Annotated in this window: 17 protein-coding genes; 8 read left to right on the forward strand and 9 right to left on the reverse strand. The window is 61.9% G+C overall.

Translation table 11 applies throughout. The features are described 5' to 3' along the window. Positions 1-116 precede the first annotated feature (116 nt). Positions 117-428 (forward strand): hypothetical protein, encoded by a 312-nt coding sequence (locus AB0N72_RS08085; protein ID WP_363934452.1) that lies wholly within the window; start codon positions 117-119, stop codon positions 426-428. Here AB0N72_RS08085 and AB0N72_RS08090 read toward each other — a convergent pair. Continuing rightward, positions 425-1,774, reverse strand: a complete 1,350-nt coding sequence (locus AB0N72_RS08090) for an APC family permease (RefSeq protein ID WP_363934364.1) — start codon at positions 1,772-1,774, stop codon at positions 425-427. The two genes, AB0N72_RS08085 and AB0N72_RS08090, sit on opposite strands and share 4 nt — an antisense overlap. Before the next feature lie 220 nt (positions 1,775-1,994). Here AB0N72_RS08090 and AB0N72_RS08095 point away from each other — a divergent pair, with 220 nt between their 5' ends. Then, complete coding sequence (locus AB0N72_RS08095; RefSeq protein ID WP_363934365.1) at positions 1,995-3,083, forward strand: amidohydrolase family protein; 1,089 nt, start codon at positions 1,995-1,997, stop codon at positions 3,081-3,083. Positions 3,084-3,095: 12 nt separating this feature from the next. On the opposite strand, the gene AB0N72_RS08100 is transcribed toward AB0N72_RS08095, so the two are convergent. The 5 genes from AB0N72_RS08100 to AB0N72_RS08120 form a co-directional block, all read right to left on the reverse strand. Beyond that, the gene (locus AB0N72_RS08100) at positions 3,096-3,692 is read right to left on the reverse strand and encodes a phosphatase PAP2 family protein (protein WP_363934454.1); all 597 of its coding nucleotides are present in this window, start codon (positions 3,690-3,692) and stop codon (positions 3,096-3,098) included. A gap of 37 nt (positions 3,693-3,729) precedes the next feature. Continuing rightward, a complete protein-coding gene (locus AB0N72_RS08105; protein ID WP_363934366.1) occupies positions 3,730-5,358 on the reverse strand; it encodes a 2-oxo acid dehydrogenase subunit E2 in 1,629 nt (542 codons plus the stop codon). A gap of 56 nt (positions 5,359-5,414) precedes the next feature. Beyond that, complete coding sequence (locus tag AB0N72_RS08110) at positions 5,415-6,395, reverse strand: alpha-ketoacid dehydrogenase subunit beta (RefSeq protein WP_363934367.1); 981 nt, start codon at positions 6,393-6,395, stop codon at positions 5,415-5,417. Continuing rightward, the gene (pdhA, locus tag AB0N72_RS08115) at positions 6,395-7,588 is read right to left on the reverse strand and encodes a pyruvate dehydrogenase (acetyl-transferring) E1 component subunit alpha (RefSeq protein WP_363934368.1); all 1,194 of its coding nucleotides are present in this window, start codon (positions 7,586-7,588) and stop codon (positions 6,395-6,397) included. The genes AB0N72_RS08110 and pdhA overlap by 1 nt, the downstream gene beginning before the upstream one ends. 150 nt (positions 7,589-7,738) lie before the next feature. Continuing rightward, positions 7,739-8,857 carry a histidinol-phosphate transaminase gene (locus AB0N72_RS08120; protein WP_363934370.1) on the reverse strand — a complete coding sequence of 373 codons (1,119 nt, stop codon included), beginning with the start codon at positions 8,855-8,857 and terminating at the stop codon, positions 7,739-7,741. 91 nt (positions 8,858-8,948) lie between these two features. Between AB0N72_RS08120 and AB0N72_RS08125 the strand changes: the two genes are divergently transcribed. Further along, positions 8,949-9,377 (forward strand): phage holin family protein, encoded by a 429-nt coding sequence (locus AB0N72_RS08125; protein WP_363934372.1) that lies wholly within the window; start codon positions 8,949-8,951, stop codon positions 9,375-9,377. 3 nt (positions 9,378-9,380) lie between these two features. Here the strand turns inward: AB0N72_RS08125 and AB0N72_RS08130 are convergent, their stop codons facing one another. Beyond that, entirely contained in the window at positions 9,381-10,727 is a 1,347-nt protein-coding gene (locus tag AB0N72_RS08130) for a hypothetical protein (protein ID WP_363934374.1), read from the reverse strand. Beyond that, complete coding sequence (locus tag AB0N72_RS08135; RefSeq protein WP_363934375.1) at positions 10,727-11,023, reverse strand: hypothetical protein; 297 nt, start codon at positions 11,021-11,023, stop codon at positions 10,727-10,729. Before AB0N72_RS08135 ends, AB0N72_RS08130 begins: the two co-directional genes overlap by 1 nt. 181 nt (positions 11,024-11,204) lie before the next feature. On the opposite strand from AB0N72_RS08135, the gene purB reads away from it, so the two are divergent. From purB to AB0N72_RS08160, 5 genes are all read left to right on the forward strand, one after another. Continuing rightward, on the forward strand, positions 11,205-12,611 hold the full coding sequence (gene purB / locus AB0N72_RS08140) for an adenylosuccinate lyase (RefSeq protein WP_363934377.1): 1,407 nt from the start codon (positions 11,205-11,207) through the stop codon (positions 12,609-12,611). A 150-nt stretch (positions 12,612-12,761) separates the two neighbouring features. After that, positions 12,762-13,418: a histidine phosphatase family protein gene (locus AB0N72_RS08145; RefSeq protein ID WP_363934379.1), complete on the forward strand. Its 657-nt coding sequence runs from the start codon at positions 12,762-12,764 to the stop codon at positions 13,416-13,418. A 179-nt stretch (positions 13,419-13,597) separates the two neighbouring features. Then, on the forward strand, positions 13,598-14,101 hold the full coding sequence (locus tag AB0N72_RS08150) for a GNAT family N-acetyltransferase (protein WP_363934381.1): 504 nt from the start codon (positions 13,598-13,600) through the stop codon (positions 14,099-14,101). 61 nt (positions 14,102-14,162) lie between these two features. Next, positions 14,163-14,597 carry a hotdog domain-containing protein gene (locus AB0N72_RS08155; RefSeq protein WP_159706417.1) on the forward strand — a complete coding sequence of 145 codons (435 nt, stop codon included), beginning with the start codon at positions 14,163-14,165 and terminating at the stop codon, positions 14,595-14,597. 160 nt (positions 14,598-14,757) lie between these two features. Next, on the forward strand, positions 14,758-15,114 hold the full coding sequence (locus tag AB0N72_RS08160) for a nuclear transport factor 2 family protein (RefSeq protein WP_363934383.1): 357 nt from the start codon (positions 14,758-14,760) through the stop codon (positions 15,112-15,114). A gap of 13 nt (positions 15,115-15,127) precedes the next feature. Here AB0N72_RS08160 and AB0N72_RS08165 read toward each other — a convergent pair whose 3' ends face one another. Next, the gene (locus AB0N72_RS08165) at positions 15,128-15,574 is read right to left on the reverse strand and encodes a hypothetical protein (protein ID WP_363934385.1); all 447 of its coding nucleotides are present in this window, start codon (positions 15,572-15,574) and stop codon (positions 15,128-15,130) included. Positions 15,575-15,581: the final 7 nt, after the last annotated feature.

Here is a 15,581-nt window from a genome sequence, read left to right on the forward strand (position 1 = left end):
CGGGCGTTCTCCGAAATCCAACCGTTATAAAATTGAGATGCCCCCAATGGCGTGCGCCACCTCCACATCTCAATTTCAGGGGAACATTCTTGCTTACTTTGCAGCCTCGCCAGCGCGTGGGCCACGACATCCTGCTTGCCCGTCACGGCAACAACATCAGCACGATGCGCTACGACCGCGCCAACAACCGAATCGTCGCAATGCTCGACGACGGCACTTGGGACAGCGCCCCGAACATGATCACGCCCAACCTGGAGATGCCGGAGACCGTTGGCAGCGTGTTCCGCAAGGATTGGCGCTTCCTGTCCCTGGCGTGCGTAGCGATGGTCACCATCGCCGCCGTCGCCATGGGAATCAGTGTTGAGTTGGCAAACAACATGTCGACGTCGGAACTTCAGGCGTTGCTGGTCAACTACCCGGCCTACTAGGCGAAATCCAAGGGTTGCTGCACGTCCGACCGCCTGCGGCCCGTCAGGAAAACAACTAAGCCGACAGCAAGCCAGGCGACTCCCAGCAGGTAGGTGAACCAGGCGAGGGACGTCCATAGCCAGGCTATGGACGCGAAACCGAGAAGCGGCAAGATCAGATTCCGCACGGTCCCCCACGGCCCCCGCTTCCGCAGGCGGAAAAACAGCACCTTGATGGTCGCCAGGTTCACCACGGCGAAGGCAATCAAAGCCCCAAAGTTGATCATGTAGACCGCTTGTTCCAGCGTGATGAACAAGGCCACCAGGGACACCGCCGAGACCAGCAGCGCGGCTACATATGGCGTACGGAAGCGCGTTTGGAGTTTCGCCAGCACCCCAGGCAGGATCCGGTCCCTGCCCATGGCGTAGATGACCCGGCTGACGCTCATTTGGGCGGCCGTTCCGCACAGCACCAACCCGCCCAAATTCACCAGCACAAACACCACCATCAAAACGTCACCGCCGGCGCGCTGCATGAGCTCGGTGCCGGCGGCATCAAGGTTTTCGATCGACCTCCAATCCGGTGCGATCAGGCTTCCCGCCACCGAAAACAGGGTGTAACCCAAGCCCGCGAAAAGCGTGGACAGGATGATGCCTCGCGGAACATCCCTCCTCGGGTGCCGCGCTTCCTCGGACAGGGTGGAGACGCCGTCGAACCCCAGGAACGCGAAGGCCACAATGGCCGCGGCCGCCATGACCGGTGCGATCCCCCCGCCGCCGGGAGTCAGGGGTTTGACGATGCTGTCCACGGTGAGATCCGGGGCGTTCAGGACGGCCAGGACAACAAAGACCAGGATGACAAGAACTGAAGCGGCCACCACCACGAGGTTCATTTTCTTGATCCACCCAACGCCGATCACGCTGAAGAGGCCCACGGTCAGAAGACAAGCCAACACTGCCAGCTGTGGTGGCAGACCGGGCAGCAGGCTGTTGAGGTAGAGGCCAAAGAGCAGGAAGTTCACCATCGGCAGGAACAGGTAATCCAGCATCATTGCCCAACCGACCATGAAGCCCACAGGCTTTCCGAAAGCACTGGATGCGTAGGCGTAGGCGCCACCGGTCACCGGAACGTGGCGTGCCATCTGTCCGTAACTGTGCGCCGTGAACAGCATGGCGACCAGGGCTGCAAGATAGGCCGCAGGAAGATGCCCGTCGCTGATCCCAGTCCCGGCCCCATACACAGCCACCACAGACAAGATGCCCATGGACGTCAGGCCGAAGGCGACCAGCGACGGCAGTCCGAGAACGCGCCTCAAGGTTGGTTCCGACGTCGTGGCCTCCGGAACGTTTGTTGATGTGGTGTACATGGAGCCTCCTTGATGCGACCGGCGTCACATAAATGAATGTTGTTCATTAGAGTAGGGGTCGCGGAGGTGGATGTACATACTTTGGTATTCCAGAAAGTATTCTTTGACTAATGCGAGTCGTCCATGAAGGCCTATTTGTGCTGCTTTTTACGATCCTCGGTCACGCGAGAACTGAAGTGCCGTGACTTTTGGTATACCGTTATGAATGGAGAGGACGCTAATGACCACACCCCATGCACCAAGGCAACTGCCCGGCAACGGCGACGGGCAAGCCGTCCTGCCGACGCCCGGTTTTGTGGATGCCCACATTCATCCCGACAAGACCGCCTGGGGCTCTCCGTGGCTCTCACGCCGTGGAGCGACCACGCTCAGGGGTCTCATTGACAACGATCTGCGGGCACAACTCTCTTATCAAGAGGGCGTTGAGGAACGGGCCCTCGCCCTCATGAAGCAAGCAGTCCGCAGCGGGACCATGGCGATGCGTGCGCACGTGGACGTAGCCCCGCAGCTCGGTTTGCGAAACATCCACGGTGTACGGGCGGCGGCTGAACAGCTGGCCCTCTACCTGGACGTCCAGATCGTTGCCTTCCCGCAGTTCGGACTTCTCAGCAACCCGGGCTCGCTGGAGCTCATGGAAGCATCCCTGTCCGAGGGGGCAGACCTGGTGGGCGGGATAGATCCAGCATCACTGGACGGCGACCTTCACGGCCACTTGGGTGCCGTCTTTGGACTGGCGGTCAAGCACGGAAGAGACCTGGATATACACCTTCACGACGCCGGGCGGGAGGGCCTGGCCCAAGTGCGCGCGATCGCGGACCGAACCGTGGCAGAAGGAATGCAAGGGCGGGTCACCATCGGGCATGGCTTTGCCCTCTGCGACACGTCATTGCCAGACCTTGAGGCTACCCTTGACGCGATGGCAAGCGCCGGTATGTGGATGGCCACCTGCGCACTTGGAGCCGACCCCGTCCCCGTATTGGACCTCCTGGAAAAGCACGGCGTCCGGGTTGCACTGGGGTCAGACGGCGTACGCGACGCCTGGTCGCCCTTCGGGTCCGGCAGCATGATGGACCGCACGCATCTACTGGGCTACCGGACGGGAGCCATGACAGATGAGGAATTGCAGAGGTGCTTCCGAATCGCGACGGCCGACGGTGCAGACCTCGTTGGTTCAGCAGCAGTCGCCGCGTTCTCCGGCGCGGGGTCCGCCGACCGGGTGGAATTCGCTGCCCGCTCCATCCCGGAGTTGGTTGTTGACCGGCCCTCGCCCCTGAGGGTTGTCCGTGCTGGGCAGGCAATAACTCCGTAAGGCCGCCCGGAGCTAGACCATCAGCTCCCGCAACAGCCACCACAGGCCCGCGATCACTATGCCGCCGAACAGCGATCCCACGATGACCTGCCCAAGGGTGTGGGCGCGAAGGACCAAACGGGACCACCCCACGGCAGGGACCAGGACCAGCAGGGGAAGCCATGCCGGGCCGAACATAAGAACAGCAATAACCACGGCTGCTGCAAGGGCGGACGCATGTCCGCTCATCTTCCAGAAAGCACTGACCACCGCCAAGACCGCAATGCCGCCGATCAGCGCGATGATCATCACCGAGACACTGACCGGACCACCCAGCAACTGCAGCACGAACAAACCCGCCACCACGGAGACGAGCGCCATCAGGAGCAACGCGGGTCTTTGCCTCCGGTCGCTGACATGGTGGTCAGTTATCCGGCCCAGCTTGACCATCACCAGGACGTAAGCCAGCGGCAGCACGCAGACAAAGAACGCTCCCACCAGGCCGAACCACATGGTTCCCGGGAATCCAGGCTCGATCGCAGGACTGATCAGCAGCAATACGAAGACCACGACGGGCGGCTGGAAGACCTCGGTCAGGACACGGGCAAAAGTCCGCCAAGGTCCTGTCAGCAGCTGAGGGGGTGTGTGAACAGGCTCCGTGCTCCGATCAATCAAGCAACAGCGCCGGTTCTTCAAGGATGGCCGCAACGTCTGCCATGAAGCGCGCCGACAAGTCGCCATCCACTACACGGTGGTCGAAGGAACCGCCGAGGGTGGTGATCCACCGCGGAATCACTTCCCCATCCAGGACCCACGGTTTTTGCTTGATGGTGCCAAAAGCGATGATGGCTACTTCGCCCGGATTGATGATCGGCGTTCCGGTATCAATGCCCAACGCGCCAATGTTGGTGATGGTCAGGCTTCCGCCCTGCATCTCGGCGGGCTGCGTCTTCCCCGCACGGGCCTTCGTGGCCAGCTCGTTGAGTGCCAGCGCCAGTTCCTTGAGGGAAAGATCCTGCGCATCCTTGATGTTGGGAACCATGAGGCCCCGGGGCGTCGCAGCCGCGATACCCAGGTTCATGAAGTGCTTGACCTGAATCTCCGCGCCACCCTTGCCGTCAGCATTCTCCACCCACGTGGCGTTGACACTGGGGTTGCGGGCGGCCGCCCAGATCACGGCCTTGGCCAGGATGAGCAGCGGTGAAACCTTGATGCCTTCAAAATCGCGCGACACCTTGAGTCGCTTGACGAACTCCATGGTGCGGCTGGCATCCACGTCAACGAAGATGCTGACGTGGGGTGCCGAGAAGGCGGAGTCCACCATGGCTTTGGCGGTAGCTTTGCGAACGCCCTTGACGGGCACGCGTTCGATCCGCTGATCCTGCGGCTTGCGCGAAGCACCCCAGAAAGTGTCCGCCTGATCGTGCTCGGCATCGCGTTGCGCCTGGTAGCTCACCAAATCCTCGCGGGTCACCTCGCCTCGCTGCCCGGTGGCGACTACATCTGCAAGGTCGATTCCAAGGTCCCGGGCAAACTTGCGGACCGGTGGCTTGGCCAGAACCTTGTTGACCAAGCCGCTGATCGTGCCGCTGAGCGCAGCGCCGCGGGTGGCGGCAGGCTGCTGCCCGGATGGTTGTGCGGCGGGCTGCACGGTCGACGCTGGCTGCACCACCACGGAGCTTGGCTGCACCGCCGGCGCAGACGGTTGTGCCACTGCGGCGGGCGATGACTGGCGCGCAGGTTCAACGACGGCGCGTGCCGCCGTCGGGCGCTGGGGAACCGGCGTTTCGGCTGCCTTGGCTGCCAAAACCGCTTGGTTGTCCTGGACTGTTCCTTCGGCGTTCTCAGCGACCGGGGCCGCAACCACGGCGCCGGCCGGACGTTTGCGGGCGCGGCGCTTTACGGCGTCGGCCTTGGGTCCTGATCCAACCAATGGTCCGCCAGCAGGCTGTTCACCGGCTTCGGCCGTGAGCTTGCCGTAGACAGGCGTGAAAGACTCCCCTGCGTCGGCCGCAACAGCCGGGGCTGGCGGAGCGGCTTCGGCTTCGCCGTCCTGGCCCTCCGAAACGGCAATTATTGCCGTTCCGACCTCCACGGTGATGCCTTCCTCCACCAACAACTCCGTGACCGTACCGGCAAATGGCGACGGCAGTTCAACGAGCGACTTGGCGGTTTCGATCTCGCAGAGGACATCGTTGATCGCGACGGTGTCGCCGGGCTTTACCTTCCAGGCAACTACCTCGGCCTCGGTCAAGCCTTCTCCGACGTCCGGCAGGTTGAATTTCTTTACAGTCACAGTGGTCCTCGATTTCCGGTTACCAGGCAGTGAAGCCGGGCAGGATCAGGGCGGGTTTAGTAGGCCAGGGAGCGGTCAAGGGCTTCGAGGATCTTGTCGATGTCCGGCAAGTAGTCCTCTTCCACCTTGGCCACTGGATAGGGCATATGGAAGCCGCCAACGCGGATCACCGGGGCCTCCAGGTGCAGGAAGGCGCGCTCACTGATGCGTGCCGCGATCTCACCGCCGATGCCGCCAAAGGTCGGAGCCTCGTGGGCCACAATCAACCGGCCCGTCTTCTTGACCGATGCTTCCACAGTGTCAAAGTCCACCGGGGAAATGGAACGGAGATCGATGACTTCAATGCTTCGTCCGTCTTCAGTGGCTGCGTTGGCTGCCGCCAATGCCACTGGGACCAAGGGGCCGTAGGCCACGATGGTGGCATCCGTGCCCTCGCGGACGACATGCGCTGTGAAGGGGTCTTCGGAAAGGCCCGGGTTCTCCACATCCACTTCACCCTTAAGCCAGTAACGGCGCTTGGGTTCGAAGAAAATCACGGGATCCTGGCATTCGACAGCCTTCTGGATCATCCAATAAGCGTCGTGGGCGTTGGAAGGCGTGATGATACGCAGGCCCGCCGTGTGGGCGAACAGTGCCTCGGGCGACTCGGAGTGGTGCTCAATGGAGCCGATGCCGCCGCCGTAAGGAATCCGGATTACGACGGGAACGGTCAGCTTGCCAAGGCTCCGGGCGTGGATCTTTGCCAGCTGGGTGGTGATCTGGTTGAACGCGGGATAAACGAAACCGTCAAACTGGATCTCGCATACCGGGGAATATCCACGCAGTGCCAGGCCGATTGCGGTGCCCACAATGCCGGATTCAGCCAGCGGGGTGTCCAGGACGCGGTCATCTCCGAATTCCTTGATGAGGCCGTCGGTGACACGGTAGACGCCGCCAAGGTGGCCGATGTCCTCGCCCATCAAGAGTGACTTGGGATTGCCCGTGAGCGTCGCGCGGAGACCTTCGTTGATGGCCTTGGCAATAGTCATTGTTGCCATTAGTTGGCTGCCTCCTGGTCACTTTCGAAGCCGGCCGAGTACTCCTCGAACCAGGCCAATTCCTCTGCAATCAGCGGATGTTGTTCGGCGTAGACGCTGGCGAACGCATCCCGGATGTCCGGGACTTCCAAGCCGTGGGTGGTGCTTCGCACGTACTTGGCGAGTTCGTCGCCGTCGGTCTTAACCTGATCGAAGAACGCCTCGTCGGCAAGCCCTTCGGCACGGAGGTACTTCTCCAGGCGGTCCAGCGGATCCTTCTCCCGCCAGGCAGCCTCTTCGGCGGACTCCCTGTACTTGGTGGGATCATCGGCGGTGGTGTGGGCACCAACCCGGTAGGTATAAGCCTCGATCAGGACCGGGCCACGGCCTTCGCGCGCGTGCTCCAGGGCCCACTCAGTGACGGCATGGACCGCTATGACGTCGTTGCCGTCCACGCGGATACCCGGGAAACCGTAGCCCTTGGCGCGGTTGGCCAGTGGGACCTTGGTCTGGACTTCGGTGGGGACGGAGATGGCCCAGTGGTTGTTCTGGCAGAAGAACACCACGGGCGCGTTGTAGGACGCAGCGAACACCATGGATTCGTGAACGTCACCCTCCGAGCTGGCGCCGTCTCCGAAGTAGGCAATGACCGCGGCTTTGGGATCAGTTGAGTCTGCGGCAGCTGCGGACTTCTGGTCCCGCTGGATGCCCATGGCATAGCCCACAGCGTGGAGGGTCTGCGCAGCGAGTACCAACGTGTACAGGTGGAAGTTGTTTTCGCGCGGATCCCAGCCACCATTCGAGACTCCACGGAACTGCTTCAACAGTTCTGCGAGGTCCACGTTGCGGACCAACGCAACACCGTGTTCGCGGTAGGTGGGGAAGATGTAATCCTGCGCTTGGCTGGCGTGGCCCGAACCGATCTGTGCGGCTTCCTGGCCCGTCAGCGGAACCCACAGGGCGAGCTCACCCTGGCGCTGGAGCGCCGTGGCTTCCTGGTCGAAGCGACGGATCCTTGCCATGTCGGTATAGAAGACCCGGAGCTTCTCGGGGTCGATCCGCTTGGCGTAGTCCGAGAAAATTGGGTCCGAACCCAGTGTCCCGTCGGGTCCGAGCAACTGCACCATTTCCGTAGGTTCGCCTGGTGCGGCTGCCAACGCGGTGGTGGCCGCGAGAGATTCTTCCGTCCCGGGGGGCAGTTGTGTCGAGCCCATTCCGTCTCCTTGCTTCGCCATAGCTGGTCGCCGGGCAATGTCTGTCGCTGGGATATATGCCCGTTCCGGAATGCATTCCGGAACGGGCATATTTTGGCTTTCGTCCCTTACTTTATCGGCAGTAAGTTCCGTTGGCGCATTTGTTAACCGCTAGGAACCACGCGGCGCCTTTGTATAACCTGCACAGAGATTCAGGAATCGCGTGTTGGCCTCCACCTCGCCGATGCTGACGCGGACGCCCTCGTTGGCGAATGCCCGAACCGAAAGCGCCTGTTCCGCGGCGAGGGCCGCAAATTCGGCACTGTTCTCGCCCAGATTCAACCAAATGAAGTTGCCTTGGGCCTCCGGAATGAACCAGCCCAACTCCCGCAGGCCGGCCGTCACCCGGTCCCGTTCAACCACAAGGCTTTGTACCCTCTCCACAACCTGGTCGAAATTCTCAATCGAGGTTACGGCGGCGCGTTCAGCAATTTGTGAAACTGCAAATGGCGTAGCCGTAACCCGGAGGTGTTGGGTGAGGGCCGGGCCGGACACGCTGTATCCCACGCGCAAACCTGCCAGTCCATGCGCCTTCGAAAATGTCCGCAGCACAATGACATTGGGGTACTTGCGGTACAGCTTGATGCCATCCACGGCCTCGGAATCCCGCACGAATTCCTGATACGCCTCATCAATGACCACCACCACGTGGGGCGGAACAGATTGAATGAAGCGTTCGGTTTCCTCGGCGGTCAGAATCGGTCCGGTGGGGTTGTTCGGAGTGCACAACAGGATCACCTTGGTGCGGACGGTGACTGCCGCGGCCATGGTCTCGAGATCGTGCCGGCCGTCTGCAAGCAAAGGAATCTGTACGCTCGCCGCGCCTGCCAGACCCACGCAGATGGGGTACGCCTCAAAGGAACGCCAGGCGTAAATCACCTCATCGGCCTTGCCATCCTCATTCTGCCCGGCAAAGGTGGCAAGAATCTGGTTCAGCGCCCCGAGGCTCCCGGCCCCCGTGACGACATCGTCAGCCGGGACCTCCAGGAATCCTGCAAGGGCAGTCCTCAGCTTCGTCGCCAGAGGATCGGGATAGCGGTTGATGTCCGTCTGGGCCGAAATTGCCTGCAACACTGCAGGGATCGGAGGCAACGGGTTCTCATTGGACGACAATTTGTAGCTGGTGAGGCCTTCAATCGCTGCTGGTGGTTTACCAGCAGCGTACTTGGGAAGCCTGTCCACGACCGGTCGAGGGAGTACGCCCTCCGGTGCGTTGTCAGTAGTAGTCATGGCTTCAAGCCTACTTGCACCCCTGCGGGGAACAGAGAGGTTCGCGGAGCTTACCCAGGCACAGCACAGTCGAGTGTGGAAACATGGGCGCATGGGTTCATTCATCATCCGCGTTCTCATCAACGGGCTCGCCCTCTGGGTTGCAACCTGGCTGTTGCAAGGCATGGACATCACAACCAGCGCAACAGAATCGGCCGCGGCAAACGCCGGACTGACACAGGGGGCCGACACTGCCGGGATCATCCTGGCGTATCTGTTCATTGGGCTCATTTTCGGCATAGTGAACGCATTCGTGCGTCCCTTGGTGAGGCTTCTATCGCTTCCCGTGACCATCCTGACCTTGGGCCTGTTCACCATCGTGATCAATGCGGCGATGCTGTACCTTACGGCGTGGCTGAGCAGCTTCACACCTGTGCACCTGACGCTGGACTCCTTCTTTTGGACGGCGATCCTGGCCTCGATCATTATCAGCATCATCTCCATGGTGGCCGGGCTCATACCGGGTACGCGCAAGCGGTAGCAGTCATCGCGCGCCAGCCGTTGAACGCGACTCCGGGAGGCCAGGACTTGAAAGGCTGCCCCGGCGATCAGGGATGGGATCACGGGTGAGCTTGAATCTGGTTATTTTGGCCGCCCCGCCGGCTCCAACCACACCGGAAAACGCCGCCGTGGAAGCAACCAACGAAGGATCGCTGCTGGCGCTGACCAGTTCGGCCCCTTTCGCGTAGTTCTCTTGGTCGTGGCCAGGGCCCAGGCCTGGACCTTCGCCTTCCGGCGTTTTGACCTCGTCGGTCAGCGTTACGGTCACTCTGTCCTTGGTGTCAGGGTTCATGTGGCCGTCGGTCCCCGGCACCCAGTCCTGTATGTGTTCCAGATGAAGGGAACTAATGCCTGGCTCGGGGGCGATACCCCCAACGGGTGCGCCTGCAGTAAGTACGAACTTGAGGTCGAATTCACTGAGAAACGCCTTGTTTTGGCTGAGGTTCATGGCGTGGACACCTCCCTGGCTATGTCCCACGGCGACCACTTGGTCCCCTGCTTCCGCCCCCGCTTCGCGCAGCGCCTGCGCGACAGCGGGGATGACTTCCTCGGACTCAAAGCCGACCGCTTCGCCGATTCCCTGCAAGTCGAAAGGATTCGTCGAGGGCGTATCAGGCTGTGTGCCAGGGATCAGCACCATCCAGGAGGAAGAACCGTGATTATCGAACTCGATAACCTCAATCTCGCCGTCGTTCCTGTCGTAAACCTTCTCAAGTCTCCGGAGGCTTTCTGCCATGGAAGGTTGCACTTCTTCAGTTGTCTCAGTGACCTTCTCCACGCTGACTGGACGGGGCTGGAACCCTGAAAGCAGCGGCGAACCAATAACTGTCCGGACCACGTCCGCGGCCTCGAAACCCTCGCCAATAATGCGGTTGTAATTGTCCTCTGTAAGGTCCCGCCCCAGGCACAAAAAGCCCCCCGCGCCCGAAAACCTCATTTGCCAGGGCACGGACAGGTTGAGTCTTACGTTTCGTTCCTCGGTAGTGGCGTAGTCCCGGTGGCTGGCGCGCACGTTGGCACTCACGTCCGCCAGCTCCTGACGCAGGCGGCCAACGTCTTTCCGACTTTCGGCTACCTCGTTGATGGCAAGACAGCCCGAGTCATAGGAATCGGCGAGATACGGTGTCAGTGCATCTTGAACCCGGCGGGCCTCTTCTTCGATACCCAGCAGCTGCCCAACCATGTCATCGAGTTGGTCGGCTCCCATCACAAGTTCTTCCAGCTGAAAGGAGATGCCGCCAACTCCGCCCCGGATACTGAGGATGCCGTCAGGAGGCGGCGGAGACGGCCTGGGCGCTGCACCGGCCCCGACGGGAGCAGAGTCGGCCATCAGTGGACCCTTCCGCCGGAGACGGAGACGTTCTGGGAATGCCTCAAGACAACGGCTGCCGCGCCGTCCAGCCTTTCCCTGACCCGCACGAGGGCAGAGGCATGGACAGCAATGGTGGTCCGGTACGCCCGTCCGGCCGGGGACTGCCAGTCCTCCAGCTGCATCTTCCGCAGGGATGCGAGAACGGCGTCTGCCTGGTCAACACAGGACTTCATCCGCCACGCAAGCCTCTGGACTTCGTGGCTTCGGGAGGCGCACTCCGAAGGATCGAACGTTGGCGGGGTGGCTGCAGGCATTAAGCCGAGGCTCATGGGGGTTGTACTCCAGAGGTCGTTCTGCTGATCGGTAGCCAAAACGCTACGGACGGGCAGGACCGGACGGAAGTGTCGCCGTCGCGTATGTGGATAACCTGACGGTCTTCCACATAGCCCCGTCATCGACCCTGCTCCTGCCGCAAGGCATGAAAGAATAGGCACCATGGCTGAATCCCCTCGTGTGTCCCTCGCTTCCGAACCCCTGGCCCTTGGTGCCCTTGATGGCCGCTACCGCGCTGCCGTCGCACCCCTCGTGGACTACTTGTCCGAGGCCGCGCTGAACCGCGATCGCGTCCACGTCGAAGTCGAGTGGCTGATCCACCTGACCAGCCAGTCTGTGCTGCCTGGCGCGGGTCCCCTGACGGACGAGCAGGTTTCGCAGCTCCGCGCCATCGTCACCGAATTCAACGCCGCATCGGTCAACGAACTCGCCGAGATCGAAGCCGTCACCGTCCACGACGTCAAGGCCGTTGAGTATTACATTGCCCGCCGCCTGCCTGCCATCGGCATCGAGAACCTGACTGCCATGGTTCACTTCGGCTGCACCTCAGAGGACATCAACAACCTCTCCTACGCTGTGGGAATCAAGGGTGCGGTGGAAGACGTCTGGTTGCCCAATGCCAAGGCATTGGTGGAGCAGATCGAGGCCATGGCCGAGGAAAACCGCTCGGTGCCGATGCTGTCCCGTACGCACGGCCAACCCGCCACCCCCACAACTCTCGGCAAAGAACTGGCTGTCATAGCCCACCGCCTGAACCGCCAGTTGACCCGCATCGCCAAGACCGAATTCCTCGGCAAAATCAACGGTGCCACCGGCACATACGCTGCCCACGTGGCCTCCGTTCCCGGTGCCGACTGGGAAGCAGTTGCAAAGTCCTTCGTCGAAGGCCTGGGCCTCACCTGGAACCCCCTCACCACGCAGATCGAAAGCCACGACTGGCAGGCGGAGCTGTACGCCGATATCGCGCGCTTCAACCGCATCCTGCACAACGTGTGCACGGATATCTGGAGCTACATCTCCATCGGATACTTCCGCCAGATCCCGGTGGCCGGCGCCACCGGCTCATCCACCATGCCGCATAAGGTGAACCCGATCCGCTTCGAGAACGCAGAAGCAAACCTGGAAATCTCGAACGGCCTCCTGGACACCCTCGCTGCGACACTGGTGACCTCCCGCTGGCAGCGCGACCTGACGGACTCCTCCTCGCAGCGCAACATCGGCGTGGCCTTCGGCCACTCGCTGCTTGCCATCTCCAATGTCGCCAAGGGCCTCAAGGCACTCGACGTCGCCGAGGAAGTCCTTGCGGGCGATCTCGACACCAACTGGGAAGTGTTGGGCGAAGCCATCCAGATGGTCATGCGCGCCGAAGCCATTGCAGGTGTCGAAGGTATGGAGAACCCCTACGAACGCCTCAAGGACCTCACCCGCGGACAGCGTGTGGACGGCGCCCGCATGCAGGAATTTGTCCAAAGCCTCGGTCTCTCTGCCGACGCCGAAGCACGGCTGCTGGCCCTGACCCCGGGCAAGTACACGGGCATCGCCGACAAGTTGGTGGACCACCTGAAGTAAACCAGGTGCCGCAAGGTCTCGACGGCGGGCGGGGCTGGGAGCCTCGGCCCGCCGTCGTGGATTAACACCGCAGGTCGGCGGAAAAAGCGGACCCTCCGAGACAATGGCTCGGAGACAATGGCTCAGAGACAATGGAAGGAGCGGAGCGCCATGAAGCTCCTGTTGATCAGGCACGGACAAACCCCCGGCAATGTCGCGGGCGAACTGGATACCGCGTTCCCCGGTCCAGGACTGACCGAGCTCGGTGAGCGCCAGGCCGAAGCCCTTCCGCAGGCTCTGGCCGATGAGAATATCGATGCGCTTTACACCTCCACGCTGCTGCGGACTCAACGCACTGTGCTTCCGTTGGAGCAAGCCACAGGCCTGAAGTCGACCATTCTGGACGGAGTCCATGAAATCGAGGCAGGGAGTCTTGAAAAGAAGACAGATCACGAGTCGCACTTGCGCTACATGAGCACTGTCTTCGCCTGGACAGACGGCGATCTGGACGTGCGCATGCCCGGAGCGTTCAACGGACACGACTTCTTCGCCCGCTTCGACGCCTCGGTGGAGAAAGTGGTGGCCGCTGGACACCAGACTGCGGTGATCGTAAGCCATGGAGCGGCAATCCGCTGCTGGGCCGGGCGCCGGGCCTCGGACATCGATACCCTGTTCGCCCAAACGCATCAGTTGCCCAACACCGGAATCGTGGCCCTGGAAGGCGACCCTGTAAACGGCTGGAAGGTGCTGCACTGGGACCAGGTCCCTGTCGGTGGCATGGCCTTGGCGGACCAGACTGCCGAAGACCCCACAGGCGAGGCACTCTAAAGCCTGCTCAGGACCTGAACACAAGGCAGAGCGGGCCGCGCAACACAAAACAACCCGCAGAAACACTCAGATCCCGCATTTCTCCCGACGCTTACGCGCAGGAAACACCACGGTAACCACAGCTGCCTAGGCTTGAGACGCATAGACACCTCCCCGAAACCCGGCGAATTGAGGCACAGATGCAGACCAACCCGCGGCTCAACATCCGGCAGGTTACGTGGGCCAACCCCGTGGGCGCGGACCTCCGGGCAGCGCAGCAGGCAGAACTGGATGCGCGCTTCGGCACCACCGACCACGAACCCGGCCCGCCGCCGTCGGAAGCTGACACCGCAGTCTTTGTGGTGGCATACGAGAAATGCTCGGGCCAGCCGCTTGGCTGCGGCGGCCTGCGCATGCTGGACGAGAAGACGGCAGAAATCAAACGGCTTTATGTGGTCCCCTATGCGCGGGGTTCGGGAGTTGCGAGCTCAATCCTGGCCGCGCTGGAGGCCCAGGCGCATTCACACGGATTCAGCGTGATCGCCGCGGAGGCGGGCTCGGCCCAGTCGGACGGACGCAGCTTCTATGAGAGTGCGGGCTTTGCGCCTGTGCCCAACTTCGGTCCGTACATAGGCGTCAACGAGTCGTACTGCTACTCAAAACCGTTGGATTCCCACAGTGCCTCCCACACGGCAATGGCCTAGCCAGGGTGAACTGCGGCACAACTTGCAGCAGGGAGTGGCACCGGTTCGATAATCTCGGATTATGGAAAAAGCAGACATCACCTTTCGCACCCGCAAATGGGTTCGGCCCGAAGACCTCAACGCCAATGGCACGCTCTTCGGTGGCAGCCTGCTGAAGTGGATCGATGAAGAAGCAGCGATCTACGCCATCCTCCAATTGGGCAACGGCCGTGCGGTCACCAAGTACATCTCCGAAATCAACTTCGTCAGCTCGGCAGTGCAAGGTGATCTCATCGAGATGGGCTTGACGGCCAAGCGCTTTGGCAGGACGTCCCTGACCATGCGCGCCGAGGTCCGCAACATGATCACCCGGCAGGCCATTTTGACCATCGAGGAGATCGTGTTCGTCAACCTTGGTGCTGACGGGCGTCCGCAGCCGCACGGCTACACGGAAATCACCTATGACCGTGACCGGATTCCGACGCACCACCTCACCGAAACTCTTGACGAAGACTGAGCCGCCCGCCGTCGACAGCTGCCGTGTTGCCTCCCCACCGCCTAAAGGCAGGAACCCTCGGCCTCCGTTGAACCCTGCGGCAGCTGAGGGTTCCACCCCCTAAAGGCAGGAACCCTCCGCCGCCGTTGAACCCTGCGGCAGCTGAGGGTAGAACGGGTACATGACCAACGACGTGAACTCCTGGATGGACAAGTACGAACGCGCGTGGACCTCGAATGAGCCCGAGGACATCCGGGCCCTCTTCACCGAGGATGCGGTCTACAACGACAAACCCAACACGGAGAAACCATGGAGCGGCCACGCGGAGATCATCAAGGCCTGGTCCGACGCCGCGGACAAGCCTGAGGACTGGACCTTCGAGTGGACACTCCTTGGCCAGGAGGACGACACCGCCTTCGTCCAGGGAGTAACCACCTACCTCAACGGGCAGCCGACGTATGACAACCTGTGGGTCATCAGGTTCGCCCAGGACGGTCGGGCTCGCGAGTTCACCGAGTGGTACATGGCGCGCAAGTAGCGCCGCCGGAGGATCAGTAGCGGGCGGGCTTACTGACCAGGACGTTGTCGTGGATCTTGGTCAGCCCCTGAAACTCCGGGCGACTGGTGTCCACGCCGTCATTGATCAATGTGGCCTCCGAATGGTCGACACCTGAGACTGTCACGATCCGCCCGCTTGTCGCAGTCCCCCCGCACCCCGCCCGCCACTGGTCCGGGAGTCCCACGGGGACCACGAACAAGCCGGCGGACCCTCCGGTGGAACTCCTTGCGCCGTAGTACTTCACGTCATCATAGGTAGCCAACAAACGGGCCGACCCAGGCTCGACATCATGGTCCACCCCGGTGAGGCCCACGCCATCGGGCAACTTGTCCTCGGCCGTCGCCTCGCGGTTCAGGGCGGCGGGGCCCGCTGGTTGCGGGGTACTACAGCCAGCCAGCACTCCCACCAGCGCAATCACCAACAACACACGACGCTTCATAGCTCTG

It is taken from the genome of Paenarthrobacter sp. NPDC089307, from assembly GCF_040685055.1.
Lineage (GTDB): Bacteria > Actinomycetota > Actinomycetes > Actinomycetales > Micrococcaceae > Arthrobacter.

Excerpts from the sequence above, each read along its gene's own strand:
- AB0N72_RS08090 (WP_363934364.1), bottom strand. The coding sequence starts at position 1,774 with ATGTACACCACATCAACAAACGTTCCGGAGGCCACGACGTCGGAACCA.
- AB0N72_RS08095 (WP_363934365.1), top strand. The coding sequence starts at position 1,995 with ATGACCACACCCCATGCACCAAGGCAACTGCCCGGCAACGGCGACGGG.
- AB0N72_RS08110 (WP_363934367.1), bottom strand. The coding sequence starts at position 6,395 with ATGGCAACAATGACTATTGCCAAGGCCATCAACGAAGGTCTCCGCGCG.
- pdhA (WP_363934368.1), bottom strand. The coding sequence starts at position 7,588 with ATGGGCTCGACACAACTGCCCCCCGGGACGGAAGAATCTCTCGCGGCC.
- AB0N72_RS08120 (WP_363934370.1), bottom strand. The coding sequence starts at position 8,857 with ATGACTACTACTGACAACGCACCGGAGGGCGTACTCCCTCGACCGGTC.
- AB0N72_RS08125 (WP_363934372.1), top strand. The coding sequence starts at position 8,949 with ATGGGTTCATTCATCATCCGCGTTCTCATCAACGGGCTCGCCCTCTGG.
- AB0N72_RS08130 (WP_363934374.1), bottom strand. The coding sequence starts at position 10,727 with ATGGCCGACTCTGCTCCCGTCGGGGCCGGTGCAGCGCCCAGGCCGTCT.
- AB0N72_RS08135 (WP_363934375.1), bottom strand. The coding sequence starts at position 11,023 with ATGCCTGCAGCCACCCCGCCAACGTTCGATCCTTCGGAGTGCGCCTCC.
- purB (WP_363934377.1), top strand. The coding sequence starts at position 11,205 with ATGGCTGAATCCCCTCGTGTGTCCCTCGCTTCCGAACCCCTGGCCCTT.
- AB0N72_RS08145 (WP_363934379.1), top strand. The coding sequence starts at position 12,762 with ATGAAGCTCCTGTTGATCAGGCACGGACAAACCCCCGGCAATGTCGCG.
- AB0N72_RS08150 (WP_363934381.1), top strand. The coding sequence starts at position 13,598 with ATGCAGACCAACCCGCGGCTCAACATCCGGCAGGTTACGTGGGCCAAC.
- AB0N72_RS08155 (WP_159706417.1), top strand. The coding sequence starts at position 14,163 with ATGGAAAAAGCAGACATCACCTTTCGCACCCGCAAATGGGTTCGGCCC.
- AB0N72_RS08160 (WP_363934383.1), top strand. The coding sequence starts at position 14,758 with ATGACCAACGACGTGAACTCCTGGATGGACAAGTACGAACGCGCGTGG.
- AB0N72_RS08165 (WP_363934385.1), bottom strand. The coding sequence starts at position 15,574 with ATGAAGCGTCGTGTGTTGTTGGTGATTGCGCTGGTGGGAGTGCTGGCT.